The following is a 15953-nucleotide window of genomic DNA, read 5'->3' as shown; positions in this document are numbered from 1 at the left end:
GGGTCAGGCCGACCGGCGTTCCACTGCCCCGAGCCCCCGTGCCCGGGCCGCGCGCAGGCCGTTGAGGATGACGACGACCTCGGCGATCTCGTGGACGAGGACGACCGCCGCGAGTCCGAGCACGCCGGTGATCGCGAGCGGCAGCAGGATCACGATGATGGCCAGCGACAGGACGATGTTCTCGTTGATGATGCGCCGCCCCCGGCGCGCATGGTCCACCGCGCGCGGGATGAGCCGCAGGTCGTCGCCGGTGAACGCCACGTCCGCAGATTCGATCGCCGCATCCGTACCCGTGACGCCCATCGCGATCCCGATGTCCGCCGAGGCGAGCGCCGGCGCGTCGTTGATCCCGTCACCGATCATCGCCACCGGGCCGCGCCCGCTCTCCTGCAGCTCGGCCACGGCGCGCGCCTTCTCCTCCGGCCGCAGCTCCGCGCGCACGTCGGTGATCCCGGCCTCTCCGGCCAGCGCCTCGGCCGTTCGAGCGTTGTCGCCGGTGAGCATCGTCGTCCCCAGTCCGCGCTCGCCGAGCGAGGCGATGACCTCGCGGGCCTCCGGTCGGAGCTCGTCGCGCACCCCGATGGCGCCGGCCATCCGGCCGTCCCGGTGGACGACGACGACGGTCATGCCTCGGCCCTCGAGCTCAGCGACCTCCGCCGCGCAGACGCCGGGATCGAGCCACCGCGGACTGCCGGCCGCGATCCGGGCGCCATCGATCACACCGGTGATCCCCTGTCCGGCGGTCTCGGTGATCTCCTGGGCCCGGCCGGTCTCCTTTCCGGCCGCAGCAGGCTCCTCGGCGCGCACCGAACCGGGTGCGGCGGCGGTGATCGCGGCGGCGAGCGGGTGGGAGCTGTGGGATTCGAGCGCGGCCGCCCAGCCGAGCACCTCGGCCTCGGTGAACCCGTCCACGGTGAGGATCCGGGCGACGGCGGGTCGGTTGCGGGTCAGGGTGCCGGTCTTGTCGAGCGCGAGGTGGCGGATTCCGCCCAGGCGCTCGAACGCCGCGCCGGACTTGACGACGACTCCGAACCGCGTGGCCGCGCCGATCGCCGAGACGACGGTGATCGGCACGGAGATCGCGAGCGCGCACGGCGAGGCCGCGACGAGCACGACGAGCGCCCGCTCGATCCACAGGCCGGGGTCGCCGAGCAGTGAGCCGACCACCGCGACGAGCAGTGCCAGGACGAGCACGCCGGGCACGAGCGGCCGGGCGAGACGATCGGCGATGCGGGCCCGTTCGCCCTTCCGCGCCTGCGCCTGCTCGACGAGCCCGACGACCGTGGTCAGCGAGTTGTCCGCCCCGGGGGCGGTCGCCTCGACCTCGAGCACGCCCGAGGTGTTGATCGAACCGGCGAGCACCTCGTCCCCGGGACCGACCTCCACCGGGATGGACTCGCCGGTGATCGCCGAGACGTCGAGGCTGCTGCGCCCGGCGCGCACGACGCCGTCGGTGGCGCTGCGCTCACCGGCGAAGAGCCGGAACCTGTCGCCCGCCGCGAGCTGGGAGACGGGGACCGTGCGCGTCGTGCCGTCGGGTGCGACGAACGTGGCATTCGCGGGGATGAGCGTGAGCAGCGACCGCAGGCCGGTGCGGGCGCGGTCCATCGCGATGTCCTCGAGCGCCTCGACGATGGAATAGAGGAAGGCGAGTGCGGCCGCCTCCTCGACGAAGCCGAGGACGACCGCGCCGATCGCACTGATCGTCATGAGCAGGCCGATGCCCAGCCTGCCACGGGTGACGAGGCCCCGCAGCGCGCCCGGTGCGAACTGCGAGGCGCCGAGGAGCAGCGAGGCCCAGAACAGCACCTGCGCCGCTGGCTCCGCCAGGGAGCCGGGGTCGGACCACTCGAGCGCGAGGCCTGCGACGAGCGCGACGCCGGAGAGGACCGGGATGATCACCGAGGTCCTGCGCCACCACGGAGTGTGCTCCTCGGACTCGGTGGGACCGGCGTCGGCGGGTGAGGGTGCCTCGCACCCGCACGCGGACCCGCTCACGATCGCGCCCCGGTGACGACGGCTGCATCGCTGCCGGCGCCTCCTCCGGCATCCGGCTCGCCTGCAGAGCCGCCGTCCGCAGCGGTGCCCGTACCTTCCCCTGCGCCGTCCTCGCAGCATCCGGCCACCGGGCACTGCGGGTCGAGGCACGGGGCGTCGGCGTCGACGGCGAGGGTGGTGTCGAGGAGCGCGTCGAGCGCGCGGGCGAGGTGGCCGTCGGCGATCTCGTAGCGGGTGCGGCGGCCCTCGACCTCGGCGACGACGATCCCGCAGTCGCGCAGGCAGGTGAGGTGGTTCGACACGTTCGTGCGGGTGAGGCCGAGCATGCGGGCGAGCTCCGCCGGGTACCCGGGTGACTCGAGGAGGGAGAGGAGGATCCGGGAGCGCGTGGGGTCGGCCATCGCGCGGCCGAGGCGGTTCATCACGTCGAGGCGAGAGGCAATGGTCAGCATGCACTGACCATACACCGAACGCTGACCTATCCCGCGGTGCAGGCGCAGCTGCAGGCGCAGCCGCACCGGCAGCGCGGCCCGGCTCCGGCGCCCGGCGCGACTCCCGCACCCGCACCACGGCATCCGCACCCGCAGCACCCGCACCGCACCACCCCGCTCCGCCTCCCGCCCGGACCCCGTACATCGACATGTGAGACGGTAGAAGAGGCAAGTGCTACATTTCTCAGAGTTTCTCACCAGCAACAGCGGGACTGCCCGACGGACGCGTCGGCGACAGTCGCCCACGAAAGGACCGCCGTGGCATCCTCCACCTCGCAGCCGCGCCGACTCGTCATCGTCGAGTCGCCGACCAAGGCCCGCACGATCGTGGGGTACCTGGGTGACGGCTACGACGTCGAAGCCTCCGTGGGCCACATCCGCGACCTCCCGCAGCCCTCCGAGCTGCCCGCCGACATGAAGAAGGGGCCCTACGGCAAGTTCGCCGTCGACGTCGACAACGGCTTCGCCCCCTACTACCGCGTGGACCCGGGCAAGAAGAAGAAGGTCTCCGAGCTCAAGGCGCTCCTCAAGGACGCCGACGAACTCTTCCTCGCCACCGATGAGGACCGGGAGGGCGAGGCGATCGCCTGGCACCTCCTCGAGGTCCTCAAGCCCAAGATCCCGGTCAAGCGCATGGTGTTCCACGAGATCACCCCCGAGGCGATCGCCCGGGCGCTCGAGAACACCCGCGAGCTCGACACCTCGCTCGTCGACGCCCAGGAGACCCGCCGCATCCTCGACCGCCTCTACGGCTACGAGGTCTCCCCGGTGCTGTGGCGCAAGGTCAACCGCGGCCTGTCCGCCGGCCGCGTGCAGTCCGTGGCGACCCGCCTCGTCGTCGAGCGCGAGCGCGAGCGCATGGCGTTCGTGTCCGCCGACTACTGGGACCTCGACATCGACCTCGCGGTGCCGGGCAAGGGCAATGCCTTCTCCGCCCGTCTCGCCACCTACCACGGCACCAAGGTCGCCAGCGGCCGCGACTTCGACGACGCCGGCAAACTCAAGGGCAAGAGCGACGTCGTCGTGCTCGACGAGGAGATGGCGACCGCGCTCGCGAACACCCTCAACACCACGGCCAAGGATCGGCTCACCGTCTCCGCGCTGGAGACCAAGCCCTACTCCCGCCGACCCGCCGCCCCCTTCACCACCTCGACCCTGCAGCAGGAGGCCGGCCGCAAGCTGCGCCTGTCCTCCCGCCAGGCGATGCGCGTGGCCCAGTCGCTCTACGAGAACGGCTACATCACCTACATGCGCACCGACTCCTCGGCGCTGTCGGGCCAGGCGGTCTCCGCCGCCCGCCGTCAGGTCTCGGAGCTGTACGGTCCCGAATACGTGCCGGACACGCCGCGCATGTACTCCGGCAAGCAGAAGTCAGCGCAGGAGGCGCACGAGGCGATCCGACCCGCCGGCGACTCCTTCCGCACGCCCGCCCAGGTGTCCGGGAAGCTCTCCGGCGACGAGTTCCGCCTCTACGACCTCATCTGGAAGCGCACCGTCGCCTCCCAGATGGCCGATGCCAAGGGCAAGACGGCCACGATGCGGATCACCGCCGACCTCGGTGAGGACAAGACGGCGGGCTTCACCGCCTCGGGCACGGTCATCACCTTCCGCGGGTTCCTCGCCGCCTACGAGGAGGGCAAGGACGTCGACCGCTACGACACCGGGGCCGGCGAATCGCGCCTGCCCGAGGTGTCCGAGGGTCAGCAGCTCACCGTCGATCGCGCCGAGGCCGCCGGCCATACCACCGCTCCGCCGCCGCGCTACACCGAGGCGAGCCTGGTCAAGACCATGGAGGAGCTCGGGATCGGGCGCCCCTCGACCTATGCCGCGATCATCTCCACGATCCAGGACCGCGGCTACGTCCGCACCCGCGGCAATGCGCTCGTCCCCACCTGGGTCGCGTTCTCCGTGGTGCGGCTCCTCGAGCTCCACTTCCGCGGGCTCATCGACTACCAGTTCACCGCCGGCATGGAGTCCGACCTCGACCGGATCGCCTCCGGCGAGGAGGACCGCAACGACTGGCTGACCGCGTTCTACTTCGGCGACCGGACCGAGGATCATCCCGGTCTCAAGCCGACCGTCGACGACCTCGGCGACATCGACGCCCGCGAGATCAACACGATCGAGATCGCCGAGGGCATCGACCTGCGGGTGGGCCGCTACGGCCCCTACCTCGAGGTGGCGCAGGACGGCGAGGATCCCAAGCGCGTGTCCGTGCCGGAGGACCTCGCCCCCGACGAGCTCACCGCGGAGAAGGCCCGCGAACTCATCGCCAGCCACGGCGACGGGGACCGCGAGCTCGGCACCGATCCGGAGACCGGGCACACGATCGTCGCGAAGTCCGGTCGGTTCGGCCCCTACGTCACCGAGGTGCTGCCCGAGGCCGAGGAGACGAAGGGCCGCAAGAAGGTCAAGCCGCGCACCGGCTCCCTGTTCAAGTCCATGGACCTCTCGACCGTCGACCTCGAGCAGGCGCTCAAGCTGCTGAGCCTGCCGCGCGAGGTCGGGACCGACGCCGAGGGGACGGTCATCACCGCGCAGAACGGCCGCTACGGGCCCTACCTCAAGAAGGGCACCGATTCGCGCTCGCTCACCGAGGAGGAGCAGATCTTCTCGATCACCCTCGACGAGGCGCTCGAGATCTACTCCCAGCCCAAGCAGCGCGGCCGCCGTGCCGCCGCACCCCCGCTCAAGGAGCTCGGCGAGGACCCGGAGTCGAAGAAGCCGGTCGTCGTCAAGGACGGGCGGTTCGGGCCCTACGTCACCGACGGGGACACGAACGCAACCCTGCGCAAGGACGACTCCGTCGAGGGCATCACCCCGGCGCGCGCCTTCGAACTCCTCGCGGAGAAGCGGGCCAAGGGGCCTGCGAAGAAGAAGACGACCGCGAAGAAGGCCCCGGCCAAGAAGACCGCAGCCAAGAAGCCTGCCGCGAAGAAGTCGACGACGGCCAAGAGCACGGTGTCGAAGACGGCAGGCTCGAAGACCACGGCTGCGAAGAAGCCGGCGGCCAAGTCGACGACGGCGCGGACCACCGCGGCGAAGAAGACGACTGCGAAGAAGGCCACGGCGACGAAGTCGACCGGCAAGCCGACCACCGCCTGATCCGAACTGCGCGGTATCCCGAACCGAGCGCGCAATTGCGCGTCCGGTTTCGGATACCGCGCAGTTCGCGTTCTCCTGCCGCGTGACCGGCCCGCGTGAGTCAGAGCCGGTGCTGCTCGACGTACCCCTCGGCGGCGCGCGCCTCGACCGCGGTGAGGGTGCCCGGCTCCACGGTGAATCGCTCGGAATACGCGGTGCGGAATGCGGCCTCGACGGCATCGGCGGTGACGTCCGGGTGCACCTCGCTGATCGCCCCGCCGGTGGTCGGGTCCCAGTCGACGCCGAGTGCCGACTGGATGTCGGTGAGCACCGCACGGATCGGATCCGGGTCGGCGACGACGATGGAGGACGAGAACAGCCAGCCGCTGTGGGTCACCCGCTGGGCGGTGCCGATCGCCTTGATCCGACCGGCGACGTTGACGCTGTGCTCGCCCGGGCAGTACTCGCCGGGGATCTCGCCGAGCCGCGCATCGACGCCCAGGCCCCGGAGGATCGCGGTGTACCAGTCGCCGAACCCGGTGAACCGCTCCTGTGTGCCGGACAGCAGACCGGCGGCGGGCTCGAGGTGGTCGATGACGAGACTGTCGCGGTGGTAGACGGCCACCCGCCCGCCCAGCGAACGCAGCACCGGGGTGAAACCGTGGTCGCGGGCGGCGGCCACCGCAGCGGGGAAGCCGGGGAGGAACCGGTCGCGGGCGCCGAACGCAGCCGTGGGCTCCGGACGGTAGAGGCGCAGCACACCTGCGCGGCGGCCGGCCTTGACCTCGTCGAGGAGCGCGCGCGCCTGTGCGAGCGCGATGGTCGGGTCGGGGGAGACGTCGTCGAGGGCGGTGAGCGTGATCGGCACCCGTCCAGGATAGGTGCGAATCCGACAGTCGGCTGTGACGCCGTGTCCGTGCCGGGTCGTAGAGTGGATGGCGTGAATACTACGGATCACCGCTCTGCCTCCCGGCCGGATTCCGCAGCGCCCCCGGCCTCGCTCGGCCCGGTCGCCGTGGAGGTCACCGGGTGGATGGTGATGTTCGCCCTCACCGCGCTCGGCTTCGGGATCGCCGGTCTCCACGGGGTCCGGCGGGTGCTCGACCCGGGTGCCGCGCACCGGATCGCGGAGTCCTTCGCGGACACCTCCTTCTCCCTGCCGCAGGCCGCCGGCGCCCTGCTCGTCGTGTTCGTGCTCGTCGCCGCCGGGGTGTTCGTCCCGCACTCGGTGTTCAGCAGGCTGAGCACACCGGCCGGCCGCGGGCTGCTCGCCGGCGGGGCGGCCGCGACCGCCGTGGCATCGGTGTGCGTGTTCTTCTTCCCGGTCGTCTGGCTCATCTGGATCACCGCGCTGTTCCTCGGGATCACCACCGCGCTCCTCGTCCTCCAGGCCCCGCACCTGCACCGCAAGCCCTGGCGCACCGCCGGGGTCGCCGCGGTCCTGCTCCTGCTCACCACCTACGCCTTCCAGATCGTCGGCGGCACCCAGGCCGGCATCAGTGGTGTGCGCTGGTACCTGCTCATCGGCGCGGTGCTGCTCTTCGTGTCCTCCGCCCTCGCCATGCGCGCACCTGCCGGTGCCGGAGACCCGGTCACCGGGGCGTTCCCCGCCGGGTCGGCCGGCCAGGCGCTGCGCGGTCCCACCCCGATCGCCCGGCCGTGGGCGTGCTACCTGCTCTTCGGCGTGCTCGGCGCCGTCCTCGCCCTCGCGCAGCCCGCCGTGGCGGACCACCGGTTCGGGCAGGCCGGATTCGCCGTCATCGTGTGCGCCGCGTTCCTCGGCTGGGCGGTCGGCTACGAGGCCGGTCCGACGTTCGCCCCCGGCATGTCGCGCCCCCGCCTGACCTCCCTGGCACTGCTCACCGCCGGAGTGCTCACCCTGGCGCTCGGGATCATCGAGGAGCTGTCCGGCAAGGCCGTCCTCACCGCGATCGTCACCTTCGCCGTCGGCGTGGGCGTCCGCGCCCAGCGGTACGACTTCTCCCGCAGCATCGGGGTCGGCGCCGGCGTGGTCGCAGCGCTCCTGCTCACCATGCTCGACCTCGACACCGTCGTCGCGCTCAGCGAGAACGCCTCCTGGAACATCAGCGCCACCACCGTGGCCTACTCCGTGGTCGGGCTGGTGGCGCTCGTCGGCGGCATCATCGCGCTCTTCACCTTCTCCCCGCACGGCATCCAGGGACTCGGCGTCGACCTCGTCCACGCCTTCCGCACCCCCGCGGTCGCCGCTGAACGGGCCGAGGTGCCCGCCGCCTCGGAACTCGCAGCTCACGCCACCGAGCACGTCACCGGGCCGGGATTCTTCATCGCCGTCGAGGGCGGGGACGGCTCGGGGAAGACCACCCAGATCCAGCTCCTCGACGAGCACCTGCGCGCCCGCGGCATCGGCCCGGTCGTCCTCACCCGGGAACCCGGCGGCACCGACGCGGGGCGCGCCATCCGCGAGGTCGTGCTCGGCGGCTCCGGGGTGGCGCCGCGCAGCGAGGCGCTGCTGTTCGCCGCCGACCGCGCCCACCACGTCGCCTCGCTCATCGGCCCGGCGCTCGAGCGCGGTGAGACCGTCATCACCGACCGCTACATCGACTCCTCGCTCGGCTACCAGTCGGCGGGCCGTGAGCTCTCCACCGAGGACATCGCCGGGCTGTCGCGCTGGGCCACCGAAGGCCTGGTGCCGCACCTCACGCTCGTCCTCGACATCGACCCGGAGACCGCCGCGCAGCGCACCGCCGCCCGCGGCGAGGAGAACCACCTCGACCGCGAGGACCTCGCCTTCCGCCGCCGGGTGCAGGAGGCTTTCCTGGTACTCGCCTCCCGCGAACCCTCCCGCTACGCCGTCATCGACGCGAACCGGGAACCTGCCGCCGTCGCCGCGGACATCGCCGCGGCTGTCGACGCGCACATGTCCTCCCGCGGCGACCACCGGTCGCAGAACCACCCGCACGCCGGAGGACTAGCCGCGCCTGGTGACACCGCACCCCGCGGCACTGGAGCTCCCGGCACAGCACCCCGCGGCACTGCACCTTCCGACACCTCACTTCCCGGCACCGCAGGGCAGCGGCACGGCAGTGCAACCCAGCATCCCGGCAGCACAGCCCAACAGCCCGGTAACGCAGCCGAGCAGGCCGGTAACGCAGCCCAGCCCGGCCCATCGGCATCGGCGTCGCGGGTGCCTGCGCCTGCCTCGGACGAGGCGGAGACCACCGTGCTCGGCGCCCCACCGGCGGGCAGCGCCACTGCCGGCAGCGACCCGTCCGAAGCGGAGACCACGGTGCTGCCCGCCTCGGCACCCGGCCGCGGGGCTCCCGGTGAGGACGACCCCACCACGGTCCTACCGCCGGCGGTCCCCGGCGGCACGGGGGTTCGGTGAGGACGATCCCACGACCGTGCTCCCGGCCCGCCACGCGAACCGTTCGGCACCCGGCTCCCAGCCGCCGCTGGGATCCCGGGCGCCGGAGCCGAACTCGCACGCAGTGCCCCGGCAGCCCGCGGGCCCCGCGGCGAGTCAGACCGCTCGGATGCCGGTCGTCGACCCTGCCGCGGGTACCGGCCCGGCTGCCGGGCCTGCCGCGGCCGGTCCTGCCGTGGGTGCCGGTCCGGCCGCGGGAACCGGCGGGGACGCTGCCGCCGATCCGGAGGCTGAGAACGCCCGGGAGATGCCGCTGCCGCACTTCCACCAGCGTGTGAGCCGCGACCGGCTCGTCGCACAGGCGGAGCTCGAGCGGCAGGCCCGCGAACGGCTCCGCCAGTCCCGCCTCCGCCGCTCCGGCCGGGAGCAGCCGCGCGACCGCGGCGGGCACGACCCGAACGGCGGCTCCCGGTGAGCGTCTGGGACGAGCTCGTCGGCCAGGACACCGCGATCGAGCAGCTCCGGCAGGCCGCCCGGGCCACCGACACCGGCGGCGCCTCGGCGGCGATGACGCACGCCTGGCTCATCACCGGCCCGCCCGGCTCCGGCCGCTCGAACGCCGCGCGCGCCTTCGCCGCCGCGCTGCTGAGCCCGGACCGCGGCGAATCCCGCAGCCCCGCTGCGCAGCGGGCACTCGCCGGGACGCACGAGTCGATGACGATCATGGCCACCCAGAAGTCCCTCATCACCATCGACGAAGTGCGCGAGCTCGTGTCCCAGGCGCAGAGCGCCCCGGTGAACGCCCCGTGGCGGGTGATGATCATCGAGGACGCGGACCGGATGGCCGAACGCACCTCGAACGTCCTCCTCAAAGCGATCGAGGAGCCCCCGCCGGCCACGGTGTGGATCCTCTGCGCGCCGAGCCCGCAGGACGTGCTGACCACCATCCGCTCGCGCTGCCGCAGCGTCACTCTGCGCATCCCGCCCACCGAGGCGATCGCCGAACTCCTACAGACCCGCGACGGCGTCGACTCCGAGACCGCACTGTGGGCGGCAGCCGCCGCGCAGAACCACATCGGGCGGGCCAAGCACCTCGCGACGAACGACGACGCCCGCACCCGGCGGGCCCGGATCCTCGACATCCCGCAGACACTCACCTCGCTCGGCTCCACCGTGCGCATGGCCGGACGGATCGTCGAAGAGGCGACCGAGAGCGCCAAGGAGCGCTCCGCCGAACGCGACGCACACGAGCGCGCCGCCCTCCTCGAGACCCTCGGGGTGGAACCGGGCAAGGCCGTGCCGCCCGCGGTGCGCGGACAGGTCAAACGGCTCGAGGAGGAGCAGAAGCGACGCTCCACCCGGGCGCGCAACGACGAGATCGACGCGATGCTCCTCGAGCTGCTCTCGCTCTACCGCGACGTGCTGCTGTGCCAGCTCGGACTCACCGAGGGCTGGATCAACCGCGGTGATGAGGAGCGGATCCGGGAGCAGGCAGCTGCCTCGGACGCGCTGAGCACCCTGCGCCGGATCGACGTCATCGGGCAGGCCCGGACCCGGCTGAGCACGAACATGACCCCGCTGCTCATCGTCGAGGCCGCCTTCATCGGGCTGTCGAACCCCTGGCTCACCGCGGACTGAACGCACGCGGGCGCCGGAACGGGCCGGCCGGCACTCGCCCCAAACCGATCAGTCGAGGATGAGCTCACCGACGAGGTCGCGGACGAGCTCGACCCGCCGCGGGATCCACGTCTTCACGGCATGCTCGCTGTCGGCGTGCGAACCGCCGCCCACAGTGCCGAGCCCGTCGAGCGTGGGCGTGCCGATGCCGGCGGTGAAGTTCCCGTCGGAGCCGCCGCCCACCGCGATCGACCGCAGCGGCGGGTGCCCCAGCCGGCCGGCGATCCGCTGCGCACGGCCGTAGAGGCCCATCGACTGGCGCGGTTCGAGCGGGGCGCGGTTGATCCCGCCGCGCAGCAGCAGGCGGGCGCTCGGGTGGACCGGTGTGAGCGAGCGGAGCGCGGCGTCGACGCGGAGCTGCTCGGTGACGTTCGTGGCCCGGGAATCGATCCCGACCTTCGCGAGCGCCGGCACGGTGTTCGACGTCGTCCCGGAGTGCAGCACCGTCGGCACCACGGAGGTACCGGCCTTCGCATCGCCCATCTGCGCGATCTTCAGCACCTGGTGGGCCACCTCGGTCGTGGCGTTGATGCCCTTCTCCGGCTCGACGCCGGCGTGGGCGGCGCGGCCGCGCACCTCGAGCTCGTAGATCGCGACTCCCTTGCGGGCGATCTTCACCGCCCCGTCGCCGCCGCCGCTCTCGAACACGAGGGCCGCACGGGCGCCCTCCGCCTCGGCCTCGATGAGGGGGCGGGAGGTGAGCGAGCCGAGTTCCTCGTCGCCGGTGACGAGCAGGCTCACGCCCTCGAGCGTGGCGCCGCGCTCCTGCAGGGCGGCCAGGGCGTAGAGGGCGACGAGCACGCCGCCCTTCATGTCGTCGGCGCCGGGACCGCGGATGATGCCCTCGACGTCGGAGAACGGCAGGCGGCGGATCGTGCCGAGCGGCCACACGGTGTCGTGGTGGCCGATGAGCACCACGCGGCGCGGGCCCTCGCCGAACCGCCACAGCACGTGCGGGCAGCCCTCGACGGTGACGATGCGCGGGGCGACGCCGAGCAGCTCGGTGCCGATGCGGGAGAGGAGGTTCGCCGAGCGGACGAGCGATGCCGGGTCCGAGGACGGCGATTCGCACTCGATGAGCTCCTCGAACTCACGGGTGAATCGCTGCAGATCTATGGCCACGACGGCTGGGTCCTTTCGGGGTGGGGCGCCACCCCACTCTACCGCTCGGGGTCGCGGCACCCGCGGTTTTGACCGGTTCAGGGCCGCCGGTTACCCTGTACTGGTTGCCTCCTTAGCTCAGTCGGCAGAGCGTCTTACTCGTAATAAGAAGGTCGCCGGTTCGATTCCGGCAGGAGGCTCGCAGCCGAGGCCCCGTCACCACCCGGTGACGGGGCCTCGCCCGTTCCTCGCACCCACTGCCGGCCCGACGCACACCGGCGCTTGCGACTACCACCGGACCGCTTTGTTCTCTAGGATCGGGGGAACAGACGTTCGGCGAGGTCATTCCCGGTCCGCGCACCGGGAAGCGAGGTGGAGCAATGCAGATCAACGGCGAGATCATCGTCGGCATCGACGGATCCCGCGCCTGCCGCGAGGCCGCCGCCTGGGCCCTCAAGGAGGCCCGCCACCACGGCGTCGGCGTGCGCCTCGTCTCCGTCGTCGCCCCGGCCGCACCCGGCGCTGCCCCCTCCGATGAGGCCCGTGCCGCCGCCCAGCAGGCGCTCGACTCGGTCGCCGCGCAGCTGAGCGAACTCCTGCCCGACGCCCGGTTCGACACCGTGCTCGAGACCGGCGATCCCGCCGAGGTGCTCGCCGCGCTGTCCGAGCACGCCGGCCTCGTCGTCATCGGCCAGCACGGCTCCGACCAGCGCACCGGTGGGCGGATCGGCACGATCTCCTCCGGCCTGCCCGGCCACGCCCTGTGCCCCGTCCTCATCTACCGCGACACCGAGGCCAGCGAGTTCGACTCCGCCGACGCCCACGTCACCGGCGGGGGAGGGGTCGTCGTCGGCCAGGACACCTCGGACTACGCCGGGGTCGCCGCACTCGACGCCGCCGCCTACGCCGCCCGCACCGGCGCGGAGCTCACCATCGTCGTCGTCACCACGCCGCTGCGCGACGACGCCCGCGTGCGCGCCCAGACCGAGCTCGACATGGCCTGGCTGCGCTCGCAGGTCCCCGGGCTGAGCGTGCGCACCGAGTTCGTCGAGGGCGACCCCGTCGACGTCCTCACCGAATGCTCTGCCGGCGCGGACCTGCTCGTCATGGGCAAGCGCGGCCTCGGCCGGTTCTCGAGCATGCGCGTGCAGCTCGGACGCACGAGCTCCCAGGTGCTCGACGCCGCGCAGTGCTCGCTGCTGCTCGTGCCCTTCCGCGACGACCCGGCGCTCGAGCACCGGCGCAGCGCCGACTGAGCCCCGGCTCGACCCTCGCGCCCCATGACACCTGCGTCCCCATGACATCGGATCTCACCGCGTTCCCGCGGCCGTCCCTCGCCGTCGACACCGCCACCTTCTCCGTGGCCGAGGGGGCCCTCCACGTCGTGCTCGTCACCGACCGGCACGGCCGGCTCGTGCTCCCCGGGACCTTCGTCCACGAGCGTGAGCGCCTCGCCGCCGCAGTGCTGCGCAGCCAGGCGCAGAAAGCGGGGATCTCCGGGCGCGAACCCCAGCAGCTCAAGGTGTTCGACGACCCGGACCGCGACCAGCGCGGCTGGGTCGTCACCGTCGCCCACCTCGACGTCGTCGAGGCCGAGGTGGTCCGCGCCGGGATCGCCGCCGGCCGCATCACCCTCGTCCCCGCCGTCGAGGCGGCCCCCGGCGGGTCGATCAGCCTGCCCTACGACCAGCCGCGCGTCGTCGCCGAGGCGCTCGCCCGGGTGCGCGCCGACTACGCCGACACCCCGGACCCGTGGCGGCTCCTGCCCGGCTCCTTCACCCTGCGCGACCTCCAGCTGCTCCACGAGGCGATCCTCGGCGAGGAGCTGCAGCGCGACGCCTTCCGCCGCCGCATGGAACCGCTGCTCCAGCCCACCGGGGAGATGACCGACGGCCGCCGCGGCCGCCCCTCCCGGCTGTTCGTGCACCGGACGTAGGGACCGGCAGTAGGGTGCTGTCATGATCTCCCACCGGATGCGCGCGCCCCGCCCGACGACCGCACTCGAGCAGGCGTATGACCGGATCGTCGCCGACCTCCCGCAGGAGTACCCTCCGGAAGCCCTCGCCGAGGCGCAGGCCGCCGTCGCCGAGCTCACCGACCCCACTGCGGCCGGTCGCGACGGCATCGACGGTGAGCGGGAGGACCTCACCGAGCTCGCTTTCGTCACCATCGACCCGGACGGGGCGACGGATCTCGACCAGGCGATGCACCTCGGCGACAGCCCCATCGAGGGCGCCCGCTGGCGGGTGCGCTACGCGATCGCCGACGTCGGCCGGTTCATCCGGCCCGGCGGCGCGCTCGACGCGGAGACCCGCGCCCGCGGCCTCACCGACTACCTGCCCGACCGCCGCATCCCCCTGCACCCGCCGGTGATCTCCGAAGATGCCGCCTCGCTCCTGCCGGGAGCTGCGAAGGCCGCCTACGTGTTCGTCGTCGACGTCGCCGAATCCGGGTCCGTCGTCGCCCAGGACCTCGTGCGGGCCGTCATCGCCTCGGTCGCGCAGCTCGACTACGACACCGTCCAGGCCGACCACGACGCCGGCCGCCCGCTGCACCCGAGCATGGCCGCCCTCCCCGCGCTCGGCGCCGCCCTGCTCGCCCAGCAGCACGAGCGCGGCGGCATCGACCTCGCGATCCCCGACCAGGAGGTCGCCCGCAGCGACGAGGACACCTACACGCTGGCGTTCCGGCCGCGCCGGGAGATCGAGGACGCCAACGCGCAGATCTCGCTGCTCGCCGGCCGGGTGGCCGCCGACCTCATGCTCTCCGATGGCGAGGGGATCCTCCGCACCCTGCCCCGCCCTAATCGGGAGACGATCGCGGAGTTCACCGCCGTGGTGCGATCGCTCGGCTTCGAGGCGGATGGCACCTACCAGGAGATCCTCGAACGGATCGACCACACCGGCGCCGACCCCGCCGCGCTCGCCGTCCACTACGCCTCGCCCATGCTGTTCCGCGGCGCCGGCTACACCGTCATCGAACCCGGCATGGACCCCGAGACCGCAGTGCAGGCCGCGGTCGGCGCACCCTACGCCCACACCACCGCGCCCCTGCGCCGGCTCGTCGACCGGTTCGTCCTGCCGATCGCCTGGGCCGCCGCCCAGGGGATCGCGGCACCCGAGTGGGCGCTCGCCGCGCTGCCCGAGCTGCCGGACCTCATGAGCACGGCCGGATCGCGCTCGCGGAAGATCGAGAACGCCGTCATCGAGGCCACCGAGGCCGTGCTGCTTGCCGACCGGTTGGGGGAGACCTTCGAGGGCGTCGTCGTGTCCCAGCGCGAGGCCAACCGGGACCGCCCGCCGCGCTACGAGGTGCACTTCCCCGAGCCCGCGGTCGTCGCCTTCGTCGAGGGCGCGGCCGAGGTGGGCAGCCGGATCGCACTCGAGCTCACCGCGGTGGACGTCGCGAGTGGGGAGCTCACCTTCGGGCGGTGAGCGGCCCGTCCTGGCGCTGCGTGCTGCGCATGAAGAACAGCGTGCCGCGCCGTGGGCTCGGAGCCGCGGGCAGGCGATTCACGGGGGTGCATCCACGCGCCACCGAAAGGCGTTGAGCAATCTTTGAGGAACGCCGTGCTCCATCCGAGGCCGGTGGGAATCGTCTGGTCATCGACGCCGAAACCCCGTGTGAGCTTGAACGACGCCGTCCGAGCCACCAGCGTAGAGAGAGTGTCTGAAACACTTGTCTGGTACGTCAGCTATGGATCCAACATGTCGCGCGAGCGCCTCGCCTGCTATCTGCAGGGCGGCCGGCCGCCGGGCGCGCAGGTGACCTACCGGGGAGCGCGCGACCCCTCGATGCCCCGCGCCGAGGCGGGCGTCGACCTGCCGGGCAGCCTCTACTTCGCCGGTGAGTCCCGCGTGTGGGGCGGTGGCGGAATGGCGTTCTACGACCACGACGTGCCCGGCCCCACCCCGGCCAAGGCCTACCTGGTGACCGCCGGGCAGTTCGCCGACATCGCCGCGCAGGAGATGCACCGCATCCCGGACCCCGATGACCCGATCGAGGAGATCGTCGTCGGCCTGGAGGAGAATGCCCGCCACCGGGCCGGCCCCGGCCACTACGAGACGCTCATCGATGTCGGTCGCCGCGAGGGCACCCCGATGCTCACCTTCACCGCACCCCACGGCAGTGCCGCCGTCGAGCACACCGTGCCCTCGACCCCGTACCTGTCGATGCTGAGCAACGGCCTGCGCGAGGCCCACGGGTGGACCGCCGACACCATCGAGACGCACCTCCGGTCCTGCATCGCCGCCTGA

The 15953-nt window shown here is 72.6% G+C and carries 12 protein-coding genes and 1 tRNA gene; 9 read left to right on the top strand and 4 right to left on the bottom strand.

From position 1 onward, the window contains the following. Window positions 1-3: 3 nt before the first annotated feature. Window positions 4-1998 carry a cation-translocating P-type ATPase gene (locus FDF13_RS01200; RefSeq protein WP_254668850.1) on the bottom strand — a complete coding sequence of 665 codons (1995 nt, stop codon included), beginning with the start codon at window positions 1996-1998 and terminating at the stop codon, window positions 4-6. Beyond that, window positions 1995-2450 carry a helix-turn-helix transcriptional regulator gene (locus tag FDF13_RS01195; protein WP_137318096.1) on the bottom strand — a complete coding sequence of 152 codons (456 nt, stop codon included), beginning with the start codon at window positions 2448-2450 and terminating at the stop codon, window positions 1995-1997. Before FDF13_RS01195 ends, FDF13_RS01200 begins: the two co-directional genes overlap by 4 nt. A 297-nt stretch (window positions 2451-2747) precedes the next feature. On the opposite strand from FDF13_RS01195, the gene topA reads away from it, so the two are divergent. Then, complete coding sequence (gene topA, locus FDF13_RS01190) at window positions 2748-5594, top strand: type I DNA topoisomerase (RefSeq protein ID WP_137318095.1); 2847 nt, start codon at window positions 2748-2750, stop codon at window positions 5592-5594. Window positions 5595-5694: 100 nt separating this feature from the next. Here the strand turns inward: topA and FDF13_RS01185 are convergent, their stop codons facing one another. Next, complete coding sequence (locus tag FDF13_RS01185; RefSeq protein WP_254668849.1) at window positions 5695-6441, bottom strand: lipoate--protein ligase family protein; 747 nt, start codon at window positions 6439-6441, stop codon at window positions 5695-5697. A gap of 72 nt (window positions 6442-6513) precedes the next feature. Here FDF13_RS01185 and tmk point away from each other — a divergent pair, with 72 nt between their 5' ends. The 3 genes from tmk (at window position 6514) to FDF13_RS01170 (ending at window position 10557) form a co-directional block, all read left to right on the top strand. Beyond that, window positions 6514-8940 (top strand): dTMP kinase, encoded by a 2427-nt coding sequence (tmk, locus tag FDF13_RS15070; protein WP_137318094.1) that lies wholly within the window; start codon window positions 6514-6516, stop codon window positions 8938-8940. Between the two features lie 148 nt (window positions 8941-9088). Further along, the gene (locus FDF13_RS01175; protein ID WP_137318093.1) at window positions 9089-9394 is read left to right on the top strand and encodes a hypothetical protein; all 306 of its coding nucleotides are present in this window, start codon (window positions 9089-9091) and stop codon (window positions 9392-9394) included. Next, window positions 9391-10557 carry a DNA polymerase III subunit delta' gene (locus FDF13_RS01170; RefSeq protein ID WP_137318092.1) on the top strand — a complete coding sequence of 389 codons (1167 nt, stop codon included), beginning with the start codon at window positions 9391-9393 and terminating at the stop codon, window positions 10555-10557. The genes FDF13_RS01175 and FDF13_RS01170 overlap by 4 nt, the downstream gene beginning before the upstream one ends. Window positions 10558-10605: 48 nt before the next feature. On the opposite strand, the gene FDF13_RS01165 is transcribed toward FDF13_RS01170, so the two are convergent. Then, the gene (locus tag FDF13_RS01165) at window positions 10606-11718 is read right to left on the bottom strand and encodes a M20/M25/M40 family metallo-hydrolase (RefSeq protein WP_137318091.1); all 1113 of its coding nucleotides are present in this window, start codon (window positions 11716-11718) and stop codon (window positions 10606-10608) included. 106 nt (window positions 11719-11824) lie between these two features. Between FDF13_RS01165 and FDF13_RS01160 the strand changes: the two genes are divergently transcribed. The 5 genes from FDF13_RS01160 to FDF13_RS01140 all read left to right on the top strand — a co-directional run bounded on the left by FDF13_RS01160 (window position 11825) and on the right by FDF13_RS01140 (window position 15953). Then, window positions 11825-11897, top strand: a tRNA-Thr gene (locus FDF13_RS01160). 180 nt (window positions 11898-12077) lie between these two features. Beyond that, window positions 12078-12953 (top strand): universal stress protein, encoded by an 876-nt coding sequence (locus tag FDF13_RS01155; RefSeq protein WP_137318090.1) that lies wholly within the window; start codon window positions 12078-12080, stop codon window positions 12951-12953. A gap of 41 nt (window positions 12954-12994) precedes the next feature. Continuing rightward, the gene (locus FDF13_RS01150; RefSeq protein WP_137318089.1) at window positions 12995-13633 is read left to right on the top strand and encodes an NUDIX hydrolase; all 639 of its coding nucleotides are present in this window, start codon (window positions 12995-12997) and stop codon (window positions 13631-13633) included. 22 nt (window positions 13634-13655) lie between these two features. Continuing rightward, window positions 13656-15131, top strand: coding sequence for an RNB domain-containing ribonuclease (locus FDF13_RS01145; RefSeq protein WP_137318088.1), 1476 nt, complete (start codon window positions 13656-13658; stop codon window positions 15129-15131). A 273-nt stretch (window positions 15132-15404) separates the two neighbouring features. Further along, window positions 15405-15953 carry a histone deacetylase gene (locus tag FDF13_RS01140; RefSeq protein WP_247425458.1) on the top strand — a complete coding sequence of 183 codons (549 nt, stop codon included), beginning with the start codon at window positions 15405-15407 and terminating at the stop codon, window positions 15951-15953.

The sequence above is a fragment of the Brevibacterium sp. CS2 genome (genome assembly GCF_005280295.1).
GTDB lineage: Bacteria > Actinomycetota > Actinomycetes > Actinomycetales > Brevibacteriaceae > Brevibacterium > Brevibacterium pityocampae.
Note: the sequence above shows the minus strand (reverse complement) of the source record. Positions and strands in the feature narration are given on the sequence as shown.